Here is a 14,069-nt window from a genome sequence, read left to right on the forward strand (position 1 = left end):
TTTGATGATCGTATAGCCGCCAGTGAACTCGTGCTCCGCCTTGAGCCGCTCGTGGATCCGCTTCGCCGTGTGGCGCTGCTTGCGGGGCACATTCTTGTCCCCTTCAAGCCAGCCGTCGATGATCTCCGTAAATCCATCAAGCTTCGGACGCTTGATCTCCTTCGTGCGCCGGTATCCAGGCGGCGTTGAGAACGCCAACATCTTGCGAACGCTGTCGCGCGATATGTTGAAATGACGCGCCAGCTCCCGCTGGCTCATACCCTCGCTGCGCGCCAGCCTGACCTTCCTGTAAAGTTCCACGGTGTAAATCTCCTCGCCCTCCCTGCGGCCGCAAGAAGGGAAAAAGTGGACGACTTTTACGCCGCCCGCACCGCCAATTTGGCGGCGCTACCGTGGTCTAATTTTGCACCGCCGTTCTCAATATTCTGAGACGGCCTAAATGCAGTGCAATTTATCGCCGCAAAGAAGCTGAGGAGGTTTTGGATCATCTCTGACATATGTGACTTTTCCTATGATATTCTAAAAATTCGAATCTGATAAAAAAGGGCGGCCTTTGGCCGCCGTGATTAGTTATGCTTGTGTGATTTCGCACACACGAAAAGCACTACTTTTGAAAGGAAATATTTCCTGAATCAAGAGGAAATTTTCTTGGAGTCTGGATTTATTTCCCATTACCTTTCAACGCCCTAACATTTGGTCAAAGGTAAAATTATCTGACGCGTTACACAATTTTCAGAGTTCATAGAACTTTGCCTTTATGGCGTTGAATATTTCTTTTTCGGGAGAGTTAATCATGAACTTTCCGGCTCTCAAAGCGCCTGCGATAGAAGTCTCTGAAAAATTGTCGATTTAACACGCCATTAATTTGCTTGTGCCATGATCGTGTTCGGAATTGATTTCGAGGACTTCTTTTTGGCTATCGCTCAAAAAACACACTCGTCTCTGCCTGAGAATACGTCAGAGGGCGCGGTTCGCTCTGTTCTGGTTGTGGATGATTCCCGTGCGCAAAGGCGTATACTCTCCTCTTATCTGGGGCGTTGGGGGTATGTTGTGTTTGAGGCGGGTTCCGGTCGTGAAGCTTTAGAGCTTTGCCGCTCCGAAGTGATTGATCTCGTTGTGTCCGACTGGATGATGCCGGAGATGAGCGGGTTGGAGTTTTGTCAGGAGTTTCGGCGACTTGACCGCGAGCATTACGGATATTTCATCCTTCTGACATCGAAATCCGATAAGGCGGAGGTGGCTCAGGGGCTTGATGTCGGAGCGGATGACTTCGTGACGAAACCTGTCGCAGGGGACGAGCTTTTGGCGCGTATTCGTGCCGGAGAGCGTATCTTGCGAATGGAGCGTGAGTTGACTGAAAAGAACCGGCTGGTCAGCTCGACTCTGGCTGAGCTTTCGACACTGTATGATGCTCTTGATCGTGATTTGATTGAGGCGCGTAAATTGCAGCAGTCGCTCGTGCGGGAACGTTTTCGGGACTTTTCTACGGCGCAGGTGTCGCTTCTGCTGCGCCCTTGTGGCCATGTTGGCGGTGATCTGGTTGGGTTTTTCCCGATAAACGACCGCCAGTTCGGGATATTTTCGATAGATGTTTCGGGTCACGGGGTCGCATCGGCTCTTATGACGGCGCGTTTGGCGGCGTATCTGACGGGCTCAGATCCTGAGCAAAATCTGGCGATATGTCTTGGAGGTGATGGCGAGTTTATGGCTCGTCGCCCGTCCTGTGTTGCGGCGGATCTCAATCGCCTGATGCTGGAGGAGATGGATACAGATTTCTATTTTACCATGGTTTTAGGTCATTTTGACCGGCTCACGGGTGAATTTGTCATGACACAATGCGGGCATCCGAATCCGGTTCGTCAGAAGCAGGACGGGAGCGCGCGGTATTTTGGTGAAAGCGGGTTGCCGATAGGGCTTTTGCCTGACGCAACATTCAACGATGTACAGATTACGTTGGCACCGGGTGACAGGATTTTCGTATTCTCGGATGGTGTCACGGAATGCCCTGACGGAGGTGACGGGATGCTTGGGGATGAGAGCTTGCTGGATATGTGTCGTAAATCAGCGAAAGAGACTGGCACGACATTTTTCGACACGTTTTTGTGGGATCTTAGCGCCTTCAACAACGACAAGGACTTCCCCGATGACATCTCGGCGGTCTTGTTGGAGTTTCCAGATCATAAGAGGAACTGAAGAAAGGCACGATCTCCCGGGTTTCCAAGAGTATCTATGGCCAACTCCGGACCTACCCAATGCACGGAATGGTCCGGCTCGATGGGATCGCCCAGTTTGCGCACAGGAAGGGCGTGATAAATGTGACATATTTTCTCCGCCCAGAGATTATACTCGGGCATAAAGACAAAACGTCGGAACGCGCCCAGAAAACGGGGCTTGGCGATGCGCCAGCCGGTTTCCTCGTAGACTTCGCGGTGCAGGGCGTGGATCGGGCTTTCTCCGGGATCAATTCCGCCACCGGGCAATTGGAATTCGTGGTGTATTCCTGCCTGATACGTCAGAAGCACCCGACCGCCGCGCGGAAGGATTGCATAGGCCCCCGGACGCGCTCGATATGGTTTCCCTGAAATCCGTGGTTCTCCATATCGCCGCATGATACTGGCCTTTCTTCTGTGGTTGTTCCGCCTATATGAACAGGATATGCCAGCGCCGAACGTCAGGGAAAGCAAAAATGCTCGGATCAAAAATCGCATGGGATGACACAGTTCTTCCCTTCCAACTGGATGCTTCCGATATTCGCGGTCGCGTTGTGCGCCTGGATGGTGTGTTGGACCAAATCCTGTCTCAACACGCGTATCCGGATGAAATCGAGGCGTTGGTCGCAGAAATGGCTTTGTTGACCGCCATGATCGGCCAGACAATGAAACTACGATGGAAGTTGTCATTGCAGGTGCGTGGCGACGGTCCGGTTCGGCTGATTGCCACAGATTACTATGCGCCGACGAAAGAGGGCACTCCGGGCAGAATCCGCGCCTATGCGTCTTATGATTCCTCGCGTCTTATGCCGCGGGTCGATCCGTTTTCCCAAATCGGCAAAGGGTATTTTGCCATTTTGATTGATCAGGGGCAGGGCAACGTGCCGTATCAGGGAATTACACCCATTTCGGGCGGTTCTCTTTCGGCGTGTGCAGAAACATATTTTGCTCAATCCGAGCAACTTCCGAGCCGGTTTGTCGCGAGCTTTGGCAAATCACAGTTGCCGGGGGAAGAGGCCGAATGGCGTGCCGGTGGCGTTATGCTACAAAAAATGCCGAAGGCATCGCCTTTCGTGGCGCAACCAGAGAATGCTGAAGAAAACCGCGTGCTGCGAGCGGATGACATTCTGAGCGAAGATGATTTCGAAGACTGGAACCGCGCGAATATCCTGCTCGATACGGTCGAAGACATGGAACTGGTTGGTCCGCATGTGCAGCCGACCGAGCTTCTTGTGCGCCTTTTCCACGAAGACAAACCGCGCGTGTTTGATCCGCAACCCGTTGAATTCGGCTGTCAGTGTTCCGAAGACCGTGTGCGTGAGAGCCTTTCGATATATTCTGCGAAAGACATTGCACATATGACCACCGAAGAGGGTGTTGTAACGGCAGATTGTCAGTTCTGCGGCGCGCATTATGTCCTTGATCCAGAGACGCTTGGTTTCAAGGCGGAGGATAAACAGGATGGTGACGGCGACTGATCGGGCACGCATATCGGCCCTTTTGCAATATCGTGGTGAACCGTCCTCGGATTTTGATCTGAACAAGGATTTGGAACCTGCGATAAAACAGCCGCTTCGGCCCGCAGGCGTTCTGGTGCCGATCAGGGAAGCGGCGGATGGTTTGCGGTTGATCCTCACCAAACGGTCCTCGGCGCTTAAACACCATCCCGGTCAAATTGCGTTTCCGGGGGGGCGGGTCGAACCAACCGATGTGAGCCCTGTTGAGGCTGCCCTTCGTGAAGCGCATGAGGAGATTGGCCTGCCGCCATCAGTGGTTGAAGTTTTGGGTCAGCTTCCGACGCATCAAACCGTGACCCAGTTCGAAATGTATCCCGTTCTGGGCTGGATTCGAGATGATTTTGAACTTACGCCTGAGGCCGGAGAGGTCTCTGAAATCTTTGAAGTGCCCCTGTCTCATGTGTTGAACCCCGCCAATTTCACCATTCAATCACGGCGTTGGCGCGGGCATATGCGATCATTTTATACCGTGCCATATGGCCCCTATTACATTTGGGGCGCGACGGCGCGGATTCTGCGGGTCTTGGCGGATCGGGTGGCGCAATGAAAGTGACGTCTCCTTGGATCACGGCGCCAGCGGCCCAGCGTGTTATGAGCATGTTCTCGGATGCGGAGGAAGAGGCCTATTTTGTCGGCGGATGTGTTCGCAACAGTCTTTTGAATGTGGCGGTCAGTGATCTGGATGTCTCGACGCCTGTGCGCCCTGACCGCGTGATGGACCTCGCGAAAGCGCAAGGGTCCAAAGCGATCCCGACCGGCCTTGAACATGGCACGGTGACGGTGGTCGTTGAGGGTGAAGCCTTCGAAATCACCACTTTTCGCAAAGATGTGGAAACCGACGGGCGCAGAGCTGTTGTCGCGTTTGCCGACACGCTTGAAGACGATGCGCGCAGGCGGGATTTCACGATGAATGCGCTCTATGCGCGGGCGGATGGTTCTATCATTGACCCTCTGGGCGGGCTGGCCGATCTCGAAGCGAGACGGGTCCGGTTTATTGATGATCCGGACCAACGCATCCGCGAGGATTACCTGCGCATCCTGCGGTTCTTCCGGTTTCATGCGTGGTATGGAGATGATGAGGCGGGACTGGATGCGGAGGGGCTTGCGGCCTGCGCCCAGAATGTCGAGGGTCTGTCCAACCTGTCTAAAGAGCGCATCGGCGCGGAGATGATGAAATTTCTGTCGGCACCCGCGCCGGATCGAGCCATTGCGGCTATGGATCACGCTGGTGTCCTCAATGCCTTGTTGCCCGGTGCATCGACGAAAGCGTTCTTTCTTTTGACGTCGTTTGAAAAGGCTGTTGATCCCGTGGTGCGCCTTGCCGCACTGGGAGCGTTCGATGTGGTGGCGTTGTTGCGTTTGTCAAAAGCGCAGACACGGCAATATGACATGCTACGGTCCTATAGCGCAGGCGCGCAAACGATCCGTGAAATCGCTTATCGAGAGGGCGAAAAGACAGCTTGGGATGTGGCCGCCTTGCGCGCAGCGTTTTTCGAGCAGCCGTTGCCAGCGTCTTTGTCGGATGACATTGCCCGCGCGACGAATGCGCAGTTCCCCGTATCTGCGCAGGATTTGATGCCTGATCTGTCGGGGGCTGCGCTTGGAGCGATGTTGCGGGAATTGGAGCAAACATGGATCGAGAGTGGATTTGCGCTCTCCCATGAAGACCTCATGCAAAGGGTTAGACCAAATGGACCAGTTTGAAATCATGCGTCTGGGGCACATAGGCGATGGGATTACGGCGCAGGGTCTGTTTGTGCCGAACACCTTGCCCGGAGAGATTGTCGAAGGCACCGAGGAAAATGGCAGGGTTCAGGGCGCACGGATCGTCACTCCTTCGGCTGATCGTGTGCGTCCAGCGTGTCGACATGCCAAATCCTGTGGCGGATGTGCGATGCAGCACGCGTCGGATGATTTCGTGGCGCGATGGAAGGCGGGATTTGTCGAGGCGGCTTTGAAAAATCAGGGGATTTCCGTTGATTTGGGCCCAATTTCCACGTCACCGGAGCGCAGTCGAAGACGCGCTGTTTTTCACGGGCGACGCACCAAAAAGGGCACAATGGTGGGCTTACATGCTCGTGCTTCGGACAGTCTTGTCGAGGTGCCGGATTGTATTCTGATGGTGCCGGAAATCATGGAGGCCTACGCCGGGTTGAACCGGCTGGTCGAGATCGGTGGATCGCGACGCGGTGAGATGGATATTACCGTGATTTCCACGGATACAGGACTGGATATTTCTGTGGCAAACGGGAAGCCTCTTGATCTGGATATGCAGGTCGAATTGGGGCGTTTTGTGCGGGATTTGAGCCTTTCCAGACTGTCGTGGAATGGTGAGGCACTGGCAGGCGAAGCGCAGCCCTATCTCACGTTTGGCAAGGCGCGTGTTGTACCCTCGCCCGGCGCGTTCCTTCAAGCCACGGCGGAGGGGCAGGCGGTATTGATTGCCCTGATGCGCAAGGCGGTAGCGGGCGCTGATCGTGTGATTGATCTGTTTTCTGGAAGCGGGACGTTTTCTTTACCCATTTCCGAACATGCAGAAGTCCACGCTGTCGAAGGGGTTTCGGATATGCTTGAGGCCTTGATGAAAGGGTGGCGGCAGGCACCGGGGTTGAAGGCCGTCACTGTGGAGACCCGTGACTTGTATCGGCAACCGGTTCGGGACGATGAATTGAACGCGTTCGATGCGGCTATTATCGACCCGCCGCGCCCCGGAGCCTTGGCGCAATGTGGAGAGATTGCGAAAAGTCACCTGAAGACGGTGGGTTTCGTGTCCTGTAACCCTATCACTTTTGCGAGGGATGCAAAGCTTTTGATCGAGGCCGGTTTTGAAATCGACTGGATTGTGCCGGTGGATCAGTTCCGCTGGTCTCCGCATGTGGAAATCGCTGCGTGTTTCAAGCGGGCTTGAGGTCAGAAAATATTGTTCTGACACCGGAAACGCGTGTATTCCTCTAAAAAAACAAATCGGGCAGAGATCATGGATAGACGGGCTTTCATCACCACGGCTGCGGCCGCGTTATTGTTCTCGACGAGCGCATTCGCACGCAATCTAAAGCCTTATACAGGGCCGGAAATTACGCGTGTGGTTATCTATAAGGGGCGCCGCAAACTCTATCTCTTGCACAATGATGAGGTCGTGAAATCGTTCAAGATCGGCTTGGGGGGCAATCCGATTGGCCCCAAGCGATTCGAAGGCGATGGAAAGACGCCGGAAGGCAGCTATATCATCGACCGGAGAAACCCGAATTCGTCCTTTCACTTGTCCTTGGGGGTCTCATATCCGAACGAAAAGGACAGGGCCTATGCGGAATCGATGGGGCGTCGTCCGGGGGGAGATATATTCATCCACGGGCGCGCCGGAGAGAATTGGGGCAAGGGAAAAGACTGGACGGCAGGGTGTATTGCCGTGCGCGACCGTCATATCGAAAAGATTTATATGATGGTGAAAAACGGCACACAGGTCGATATCTACCCGTAATGCCGTTTGTCGTTTTACAGGCCTGACGCCAGACTGGTGGACGCGGACTGGGCCCCAATCAGGAGAGTCCACCAGAGCTTGCCATTGTCTTCCTGATACCACGCAAAGCCGATGTCGGTCGCTTGCGGATCAAGAATGATGTCGCGCGTATCGCTTTGTTCCATCCATGCAGAGAGGGTTTCAAGCTCGGTCTCATAGGTTTCCGAGATGTTTTCACCCAGCATGATTCCCGGATAGCCGGAGCGTGCCACGCGATCGAGCGGGGAGGAGCCGTCAGAGCCGAAATGCCAAGGCCGGTTCTGAACATGCATATCGCGGGAATGGGTTGCCGCGGCGGCATTCAGGTTTGCATTGAGCACAACCGGCGATACCCCCGCGGCAGAACGCAATGCGTTGATCGAATCGAGCATCCGGTATTGGATCTTGGCCTCATCTCTGGCGTGGATGCGATAGAGGCGGGGAAGCGGCTTACCGTCCGGACCGAGTTGATCGGTGGGCGCATCACACGCGGTCAGCCCGACCAGAGCCACGAAAAGAATAGCAATAATCCGGGACATTCCAGATACTCCATAAAAGTTACCGGGACGAGTTAAACGCTTTGTCAGGCAGGATCAAATCATGATCGCGCTATTTTGTTGTGAACAATGGTTTGATTTGCGACCGCGACCATCGCGCCATATAAGTTAATATAGAGACATCACATCATGACTGGCTATCTTCAATGAGTAAGACAACTGTTTCCAAGGTTTCCCGCCGCGCCTTTATGGCAGGCTCTACGGCGCTGCTCGCGCAGCCGGTTTTGGCACAAACGGAAGGCACAACAGAGTTGGAGAGTGATATTTCGACGATGGTGCGTCGGAATATTTCGAGTTTTCGCTCGCTGAACTGGCAGCCCTATTTCAGCAATCTGAAAAACGGCGCGATTCTGGTCGACACCACATCGCGCGCGCTACATTTCTGGAGCGAGGACGAGAGCATCTATAAACTCTACCCCACATCGGTGCCTTTGTCCGAAGACCTTACCCGTCGCGGCAGAACCTCTGTCATACGCAAGGTTGAGGGGCCGAGCTGGGCGCCGACGCCATCCATGAAGAAACGTAATCCCGAGTGGCCTGATTTTGTCGGGCCCGGTCCGAATAACCCGCTGGGCACCCATGCGCTTTATCTCTCGTGGCAATATTATCGAATCCACGGCACCCATGACACGCGTAAAATCGGGCGGCGCTCATCGAACGGCTGCATCGGTCTTTACAATGAACATATTGCAGAACTGTTCAAACTGGCTAAGGTCGGCACCCAAGTGTTGCTAATTTGACGACAAACCCTAAGAAAACCGTTTCCCCTAAGCAGGGTAATTGATTTTATAACGGTTTAGATTCTATAGCTTCACTGTGTAACAAACCTGCCCTCGTTGTGGGGTTCAAGGAGGATTAAAATGAAAAAACTCGCTGCTGCTGCCGTATTCGCTCTTGCTGGCACCGCTTCTTTTGCTGGTGGCTACTCTGAGCCGGTCATCGAAGCTCCGGTTATCGTTGAAGAAACTTCTTCTTCTTCTGCCGGTGGTTACGTTGTACCGCTTCTGATCCTGGCACTCGTTGCTGCGGCTGTTGCTGCTGACTAATTGTCAGTTTGACAACATAGAATTAAAAAGGGCGGCTCTTGGGCCGCCCTTTTCATTTGGATGAAGGGATTTCAAACCCAGCCGGAAAGATTCCTTTTGATCTGACCGAGCAGAGCCTCGATATGCAGAGGGTCGGCATTGAGGCAGGGAATGTAGAGGAAGTCCTCGCCGCCTGCGTGTTCAAAACTCTCTTTGATCTCTTCATTGATCTCTTCGAGTGTTTCGATGCAATCCGCCGAAAAAGCAGGCGCGCAAACTGCGATGCTTTTGTTTCCCTTCTCCGCCTGACGCGCAACTTCCTCAACAGTGTAGGGCTGAAGCCATTCTTCCGGCCCGAATTTCGACTGGAAGGTTGTCATGATCTGCGTGTCATCCCAGCCCAACCGTTCCTTGAGCAGGCGTGTCGTTTTCTGACATTGGCAATGATAGGGATCGCCGCCCTCTTTGAGGTAGCGTTCCGGCAGGCCGTGGTAGGAGCAAATCAGAATATCCGGCTTTTTCCCGGCGGCGGCATAGGCGCGTTCGACGGACTGCGCGAGCGCTTCGACATAGGTCGGATCATCGAAATAGGGCGGAACGGTCCGGCTTGCCGGCTGCCAGTTTTCGTCCATGAGAGCACGGAAAAATTCGTCATTCGCGGTGGCGGTCGTCGCTCCGGCGTATTGCGGATAAAGCGGGAAGAACAGGATTTTTGTGCACCCTTCCGCGACCAGTTTTTCGACTTTCGATTTTGTCGAGGGATTCCCGTAGCGCATACAGTAATCGACCATGATCCGATCCCCGAATTCGGCTTTCAGACCTTTCTCAATCGCGGCGACCTGATCCTTGGTGATGGTCATCAAGGGGCTTTCATTGGCCTCATTGTTCCAAATGGTCTTGTAGGCCGCACCGGATTTGAACGGACGAATCGACAAGACGATCCCTTGCAGAATCGGTTGCCATTTCCATCGCGGATAGTCGATGACGCGTTTGTCGGAGAGAAATTCGCTCAAATAGCGGCGCATGGACCAATAGTCCGTTGCATCAGGTGTCCCGAGGTTCGAGAGAAGCACACCGATTTTTTCGCTTGGAATCTTTGCGTGGTCTTTTGGCGCATGTGCCGGACATGTTGCGTCTGCGGCGTCTGTGTTCAGACGCGAGGGCTTCATTTGTCCCATGTTTTCATCCTTATTATATCTGGCTTTAGGCTTAGAGCGCTTTCGTTGCGGGTCAAGCTGTCACTCGGGGAGTTTGATTTCCTTGGTCCGCAGCGCATCGGCCAGACTCATCTTGGCCGACCCCGGCATAAGAGGTTTCGGTTGGCTGGCATCCGGTGCCCAACCGGTCAGGAACACCAGATCAAAAGAGGCGATCAGGCGGTCGTTCTCGGAGAAGTGTTCCCTGTAAAGTTGTTCAGTGGCCTCAAACAGAGCTTTTCCGCTGTAATCCTTTTTGCGAGCGGAGAGGGCATTACTTTCTCCCATAGCGCGTAGGTCGGCGGCCATGCGTGCAAGAGACGGATAGGCTACTTTGCGCTGGCTTTTGTCTGCCACAGGCAATGCAAAGGAGGCGCGTTGCAACAGCGTCCCAAGCTCGCGCAATTCCCCCATCGGCAAGACTCTGGGAGAGAGCCCGCCAGTTACCATGCTTTCCGCCTGACCAAGACATGCACGCAATTCGTTGAGTGTCTGATCCCCCAGAAAGACCGCCAGCATCAGGCCGTCCGGCTTCAATGCGCGGTTGCATTGGATCAACTGACCGACCGGATCATTGGCCCAGTGAAGGCTCATCGCATGGATCACCAGATCGTGCGCCCCTTCTTTCAGATTTAACAGATCATCATCGGGCACAATCGTGGCGTCGGGAAACCACTTGGCCCAGATTTCCGGAAAACCGGTGACAATGGCGGGAGCCGTAAACGATTTATTAACCATGGAGAGCCGATCTTCGATCTCGAAACGGGCTTCATCATGCAAAAAGAAATCTCCGGCCATTTGAACGGCACGACGGCGATTTCGGGCCAATTGATCCCGATCGACCAAAGGGGCAGTGTTCGACATGGCTGGTTGTCCTGAAATGGCTGTGAACGTAGGCGCAATGTAGGAAGTTGAGCGGAGAATGCAAAGGCTAGGCAAGCTGATATACCCTGCACAATGTCTCACCTGCGACGAAATGATCGAGGTGACGCGGGGTTTATGTCCGACGTGCTGGTCGGACACGCCGTTTATCGTCGATCACCCGTGTGAGGCTTGCGGGCGGCCTTTGATCGGCGAGGCGCAGGAGGGCGATCTCTGCGACGATTGTCGGGCGCATCCGCGTGTGTGGGATCGGGGACGGGCGGTGATGCTCTATTCCGGCAATGCGCGTTCTATCGTGCTGCGTTTCAAACATGGTGACCGGACGGATCTGGCCTATTCGGCGGGGGTTTGGCTGGCAAATGCAGCGGCACCACTGATTGTGCCGGAGATGGTGATCGCGCCTGTGCCCTTGCATTGGTTCCGTCTTTTGAGGCGGCGGTATAATCAGGCAGCCTTGCTCGCCGCGCGTGTGGCGAAAATCCATAAGCTGACCTATGTGCCAGGCCTCCTCAAACGCCCAAGTGCAACGCGCACCCTTGATGGCATGACTGCGGAACAGAGGCGCGAAACCGTGGCGGGAAGTATTCGTCTGACAGAGAAACGCGCCGTTAAAGTCCAAGGAAAAAGGGTTCTTTTGATCGACGACGTGATGACCACTGGGGCGACACTTACGCAATGTGCGCAGGCCTGTCTCGACGCAGGCGCACAGGGTGTTGATGTTGCTGTGCTGGCGCGCGTGGACAGAGAGGGTTAAATCCTTATAGTCGCCGAAAGATCAAAGGAATTCCCATGCAACTCGTCACGCTCTACACCACTCCGATTTGTCCCTTTTGTATTGCCGCCAAACGGCTGCTCGATTCAAAAGGTGTTTCTTACACCGATATTGATGTCATGCGCGATCCGTCGCGTCGCAAGGAAATGATGCAAAAGGCCAATGGCGGCCATACTGTGCCACAGATTTTCATCGGTGAGACCCATGTTGGCGGTTGCGATGAGCTTCATGCATTGGAGCGTGCGGGCAAGCTTGACGCTTTGTTGGCAGGTTAAGCCATGACCCGAGTTGGCCTTGTTACCCTGAATTCAAGCGATGATCCGTTGGCGAATTTGCCTGTGACGCTGGACTATGTGAACGCAGCGGCAGATGCGGGCGCAGAGATTGTCATGACACCGGAAGTCACGAATTGCGTCTCCTCTTCCCGTGCGCATCAGGAAGAGGTCTTGTGCCACGAGGCCGATGATCCGACGCTGAAAGCGCTGCGAGAGGCGGCGCGTTTGCGTGGTGTCTGGATTTTGATTGGGTCTGTGGGGCTGAAAACGGATGATCCTGACGGGCGCTTTGCCAACCGGTCTTTTCTGATCGACCCTCAAGGCGAGATCAAAGCGCGATATGACAAGATTCACATGTTCGATGTGGATGTCAGCGAGACGGAGCGCTACCGCGAGTCGGATGGTTACAGGCCAGGGAAAAAGGCGGTTGTTGCCGCGACGCCTTTCGGCAAGATCGGGATGACGATCTGTTACGACCTGCGTTTCCCGCATTTGCATCGGACACTGGCCAAGGCCGGTGCCGAAATTATCACACAGCCGGCGGCTTTTACGGCCGTGACCGGTGAAGCGCATTGGCATAGCCTGCTGCGCGCGCGTGCGATTGAAACCGGATGCTTTGTGCTGGCGCCTGCCCAGACGGGCCATCATCGTGAAAAGGTGGACACCGACCGCCGGACCTATGGCCATTCTCTGGCCGTCTCCCCTTGGGGGGAGGTTCTGTATGATGGCGGTGTCGAGCCGGGTTGGGGTCTTGTCGAGCTTGATCTGGGTGAGGTTGAAAAGGCACGAAAACGCATTCCGGCTCTGTTGCATGACCGCGACTTCGAGGTTCTCTCATGATGGAGAAAGCCAATAACGATGCTTTGTCCGTCGCCCTGTTTTCCGAGATTTTCATGGCGGATCAGTTGGCGCGGAACCGGTTGACCAAAGCTTTGCCAAAGGGCATGGAAATCAGCCATTTTTCCGTACTCAACCATTTGGCGCGGGCAAATGACGAGCGTTCTCCGGCACAGCTTGCGCGTGCGTTTCATGTGACACGCGGCGCTATGACCAACACGTTGAACAAGTTGGAATGGGCAGGCCATGTCCATATCCGTCCTGACTGGGACGATGCGCGGCGCAAGTTTGTCTCGATCTCGCCTTCGGGCCGCGCAGCGCGGGATGCGGCTTTAGCTGCGATCGCACCGATTCTCTCCGAGATTGTCGAGGCCATCGGCATCGAGCGCGTGAAGGCGGCTTTGCCTGTCTTGCGCGAAATGCGCATCCGCCTTGAGGACGAAAATTAACTTTCCAAATTAACCCGCCTAGAGCGCCCGTGTGATGCGCCAGCTATTTATTCCGGTTTCACCGACGCGGTCACATAGTTCACCGACAGATCACGCGCAGAGGTCGACCATGTCCAAAGCACGGGATTGAAGACAAACCCTTTGCGATCCACTGGCGTCAGGCCAGCCTTTGAAATCAGGTCAAACAGCTCATCCGGAGTAATGAATTTTTTCCATTCATGTGTTCCGCGCGGTAGCCAGCGCATCACGACCTCGGCCCCAAGAATCGCCATCGCATAGCTCTTCGGATTGCGGTTGATCGTGGAGCAGAGCATGAGCCCGCCCAGTTTCAGAAGCTGCTGACAGGCGGTCAGATAGGCTTGTGGATCGGCGACATGCTCGACCACTTCCATGTTGAGCACCACGTCGAATTGCTCGCCCGCTTCGGCCAGCGCCTCGGCGGTGGTGTGGCGGTAGTCGATGTCGAGGCCGGATTTTTCGGCATGGATTCGTGCGACGGGCAGGTTGCCTTCGGCAGCATCGGCCCCCACGACCGTCGCACCAAGCCGTGCCATCGGTTCGGACAGCAATCCGCCACCACAGCCGATGTCCAGAAGACGCAGCCCTTTGAACGGCAATTCGGAGGCCAGATCCCGTCCGAATTCAGCGGCGATTTGTGTTGTGATATAGTCGAGTCGCACCGGATTCATCATGTGCAACGGCTTGAACTTTCCGGTCGGATCCCACCATTCGGCTGCCATTGCTTCAAACTTTGCGACCTCTTGGGGGTCAATGGTGGTTTGCATGATCGCCTCCTTCATGTTCAAATCCGTCCGCCGGGACTAACTTCTAGTCCGCTCTATATAGGATTTCC

General features: G+C 54.7%; 17 protein-coding genes and 1 pseudogene. 12 read left to right on the forward strand and 6 right to left on the reverse strand.

Annotation, left to right across the window (positions count from 1 at the left end):
- Window positions 1-300 (reverse strand): annotated as a pseudogene (locus tag BM152_RS16110) (IS21 family transposase); the annotation flags it as partial.
- A gap of 612 nt (window positions 301-912) precedes the next feature.
- Between BM152_RS16110 and BM152_RS16115 the strand changes: the two are divergent.
- The gene (locus BM152_RS16115) at window positions 913-2,193 is read left to right on the forward strand and encodes a PP2C family protein-serine/threonine phosphatase (RefSeq protein WP_066608542.1); all 1,281 of its coding nucleotides are present in this window, start codon (window positions 913-915) and stop codon (window positions 2,191-2,193) included.
- Here BM152_RS16115 and BM152_RS16120 read toward each other — a convergent pair.
- Window positions 2,178-2,612 (reverse strand): NUDIX hydrolase, encoded by a 435-nt coding sequence (locus BM152_RS16120; protein ID WP_074914469.1) that lies wholly within the window; start codon window positions 2,610-2,612, stop codon window positions 2,178-2,180. The genes BM152_RS16115 and BM152_RS16120 overlap by 16 nt on opposite strands.
- Before the next feature lie 74 nt (window positions 2,613-2,686).
- Here BM152_RS16120 and hslO point away from each other — a divergent pair, with 74 nt between their 5' ends.
- The 5 genes from hslO to BM152_RS16145 all read left to right on the forward strand — a co-directional run bounded on the left by hslO (window position 2,687) and on the right by BM152_RS16145 (window position 7,205).
- Window positions 2,687-3,688 carry an Hsp33 family molecular chaperone HslO gene (gene hslO, locus BM152_RS16125; RefSeq protein WP_066608517.1) on the forward strand — a complete coding sequence of 334 codons (1,002 nt, stop codon included), beginning with the start codon at window positions 2,687-2,689 and terminating at the stop codon, window positions 3,686-3,688.
- On the forward strand, window positions 3,672-4,274 hold the full coding sequence (locus BM152_RS16130; RefSeq protein WP_066608511.1) for a CoA pyrophosphatase: 603 nt from the start codon (window positions 3,672-3,674) through the stop codon (window positions 4,272-4,274). The genes hslO and BM152_RS16130 overlap by 17 nt, the downstream gene beginning before the upstream one ends.
- Window positions 4,271-5,431, forward strand: a complete 1,161-nt coding sequence (locus BM152_RS16135; RefSeq protein WP_066608508.1) for a CCA tRNA nucleotidyltransferase — start codon at window positions 4,271-4,273, stop codon at window positions 5,429-5,431. Before BM152_RS16130 ends, BM152_RS16135 begins: the two co-directional genes overlap by 4 nt.
- Window positions 5,418-6,635: a class I SAM-dependent RNA methyltransferase gene (locus tag BM152_RS16140; RefSeq protein ID WP_066608506.1), complete on the forward strand. Its 1,218-nt coding sequence runs from the start codon at window positions 5,418-5,420 to the stop codon at window positions 6,633-6,635. Before BM152_RS16135 ends, BM152_RS16140 begins: the two co-directional genes overlap by 14 nt.
- Before the next feature lie 69 nt (window positions 6,636-6,704).
- Window positions 6,705-7,205 carry a L,D-transpeptidase family protein gene (locus BM152_RS16145; protein ID WP_066608505.1) on the forward strand — a complete coding sequence of 167 codons (501 nt, stop codon included), beginning with the start codon at window positions 6,705-6,707 and terminating at the stop codon, window positions 7,203-7,205.
- Window positions 7,206-7,219: 14 nt separating this feature from the next.
- Here BM152_RS16145 and dalA read toward each other — a convergent pair whose 3' ends face one another.
- Window positions 7,220-7,762 (reverse strand): divisome-associated lipoprotein DalA, encoded by a 543-nt coding sequence (gene dalA / locus BM152_RS16150; RefSeq protein WP_066608504.1) that lies wholly within the window; start codon window positions 7,760-7,762, stop codon window positions 7,220-7,222.
- Window positions 7,763-7,926: 164 nt separating this feature from the next.
- Here dalA and BM152_RS16155 point away from each other — a divergent pair, with 164 nt between their 5' ends.
- A complete protein-coding gene (locus BM152_RS16155; RefSeq protein WP_066608503.1) occupies window positions 7,927-8,520 on the forward strand; it encodes a L,D-transpeptidase in 594 nt (197 codons plus the stop codon).
- A 120-nt stretch (window positions 8,521-8,640) separates the two neighbouring features.
- Window positions 8,641-8,826 (forward strand): hypothetical protein, encoded by a 186-nt coding sequence (locus BM152_RS16160; protein WP_066608502.1) that lies wholly within the window; start codon window positions 8,641-8,643, stop codon window positions 8,824-8,826.
- 71 nt (window positions 8,827-8,897) lie between these two features.
- Here the strand turns inward: BM152_RS16160 and hemH are convergent, their stop codons facing one another.
- Window positions 8,898-9,983 (reverse strand): ferrochelatase, encoded by a 1,086-nt coding sequence (hemH, locus tag BM152_RS16165; RefSeq protein ID WP_231730591.1) that lies wholly within the window; start codon window positions 9,981-9,983, stop codon window positions 8,898-8,900.
- Between the two features lie 60 nt (window positions 9,984-10,043).
- The gene (locus BM152_RS16170) at window positions 10,044-10,865 is read right to left on the reverse strand and encodes a methyltransferase domain-containing protein (RefSeq protein WP_066608500.1); all 822 of its coding nucleotides are present in this window, start codon (window positions 10,863-10,865) and stop codon (window positions 10,044-10,046) included.
- Between the two features lie 58 nt (window positions 10,866-10,923).
- On the opposite strand from BM152_RS16170, the gene BM152_RS16175 reads away from it, so the two are divergent.
- Genes BM152_RS16175 through BM152_RS16190 form a run of 4 tightly spaced genes read left to right on the forward strand, consistent with a single transcriptional unit; the run spans window position 10,924 to window position 13,216 of the window.
- On the forward strand, window positions 10,924-11,637 hold the full coding sequence (locus BM152_RS16175) for a ComFC family protein (RefSeq protein WP_066608499.1): 714 nt from the start codon (window positions 10,924-10,926) through the stop codon (window positions 11,635-11,637).
- A gap of 35 nt (window positions 11,638-11,672) precedes the next feature.
- A complete protein-coding gene (gene grxC / locus BM152_RS16180; protein ID WP_066608497.1) occupies window positions 11,673-11,930 on the forward strand; it encodes a glutaredoxin 3 in 258 nt (85 codons plus the stop codon).
- 3 nt (window positions 11,931-11,933) lie between these two features.
- Window positions 11,934-12,770 carry a carbon-nitrogen hydrolase family protein gene (locus tag BM152_RS16185; RefSeq protein ID WP_066608495.1) on the forward strand — a complete coding sequence of 279 codons (837 nt, stop codon included), beginning with the start codon at window positions 11,934-11,936 and terminating at the stop codon, window positions 12,768-12,770.
- Window positions 12,767-13,216 (forward strand): MarR family winged helix-turn-helix transcriptional regulator, encoded by a 450-nt coding sequence (locus BM152_RS16190; RefSeq protein WP_066608493.1) that lies wholly within the window; start codon window positions 12,767-12,769, stop codon window positions 13,214-13,216. The genes BM152_RS16185 and BM152_RS16190 overlap by 4 nt, the downstream gene beginning before the upstream one ends.
- 47 nt (window positions 13,217-13,263) lie before the next feature.
- Here BM152_RS16190 and ubiG read toward each other — a convergent pair whose 3' ends face one another.
- Complete coding sequence (gene ubiG, locus BM152_RS16195) at window positions 13,264-14,001, reverse strand: bifunctional 2-polyprenyl-6-hydroxyphenol methylase/3-demethylubiquinol 3-O-methyltransferase UbiG (protein ID WP_066608538.1); 738 nt, start codon at window positions 13,999-14,001, stop codon at window positions 13,264-13,266.
- Window positions 14,002-14,069: the final 68 nt, after the last annotated feature.

This window comes from Celeribacter halophilus (assembly GCF_900114135.1).
In the GTDB taxonomy this organism is placed as follows: domain Bacteria; phylum Pseudomonadota; class Alphaproteobacteria; order Rhodobacterales; family Rhodobacteraceae; genus Celeribacter; species Celeribacter halophilus.

Excerpts from the sequence above, each read along its gene's own strand:
- hslO (WP_066608517.1), top strand. The coding sequence starts at position 2,687 with ATGCTCGGATCAAAAATCGCATGGGATGACACAGTTCTTCCCTTCCAA.
- BM152_RS16130 (WP_066608511.1), top strand. The coding sequence starts at position 3,672 with ATGGTGACGGCGACTGATCGGGCACGCATATCGGCCCTTTTGCAATAT.
- BM152_RS16135 (WP_066608508.1), top strand. The coding sequence starts at position 4,271 with ATGAAAGTGACGTCTCCTTGGATCACGGCGCCAGCGGCCCAGCGTGTT.
- BM152_RS16140 (WP_066608506.1), top strand. The coding sequence starts at position 5,418 with ATGGACCAGTTTGAAATCATGCGTCTGGGGCACATAGGCGATGGGATT.
- BM152_RS16145 (WP_066608505.1), top strand. The coding sequence starts at position 6,705 with ATGGATAGACGGGCTTTCATCACCACGGCTGCGGCCGCGTTATTGTTC.
- dalA (WP_066608504.1), bottom strand. The coding sequence starts at position 7,762 with ATGTCCCGGATTATTGCTATTCTTTTCGTGGCTCTGGTCGGGCTGACC.
- BM152_RS16155 (WP_066608503.1), top strand. The coding sequence starts at position 7,927 with ATGAGTAAGACAACTGTTTCCAAGGTTTCCCGCCGCGCCTTTATGGCA.
- BM152_RS16160 (WP_066608502.1), top strand. The coding sequence starts at position 8,641 with ATGAAAAAACTCGCTGCTGCTGCCGTATTCGCTCTTGCTGGCACCGCT.
- hemH (WP_231730591.1), bottom strand. The coding sequence starts at position 9,983 with ATGGGACAAATGAAGCCCTCGCGTCTGAACACAGACGCCGCAGACGCA.
- BM152_RS16170 (WP_066608500.1), bottom strand. The coding sequence starts at position 10,865 with ATGTCGAACACTGCCCCTTTGGTCGATCGGGATCAATTGGCCCGAAAT.
- BM152_RS16175 (WP_066608499.1), top strand. The coding sequence starts at position 10,924 with ATGCAAAGGCTAGGCAAGCTGATATACCCTGCACAATGTCTCACCTGC.
- grxC (WP_066608497.1), top strand. The coding sequence starts at position 11,673 with ATGCAACTCGTCACGCTCTACACCACTCCGATTTGTCCCTTTTGTATT.
- BM152_RS16185 (WP_066608495.1), top strand. The coding sequence starts at position 11,934 with ATGACCCGAGTTGGCCTTGTTACCCTGAATTCAAGCGATGATCCGTTG.
- BM152_RS16190 (WP_066608493.1), top strand. The coding sequence starts at position 12,767 with ATGATGGAGAAAGCCAATAACGATGCTTTGTCCGTCGCCCTGTTTTCC.
- ubiG (WP_066608538.1), bottom strand. The coding sequence starts at position 14,001 with ATGCAAACCACCATTGACCCCCAAGAGGTCGCAAAGTTTGAAGCAATG.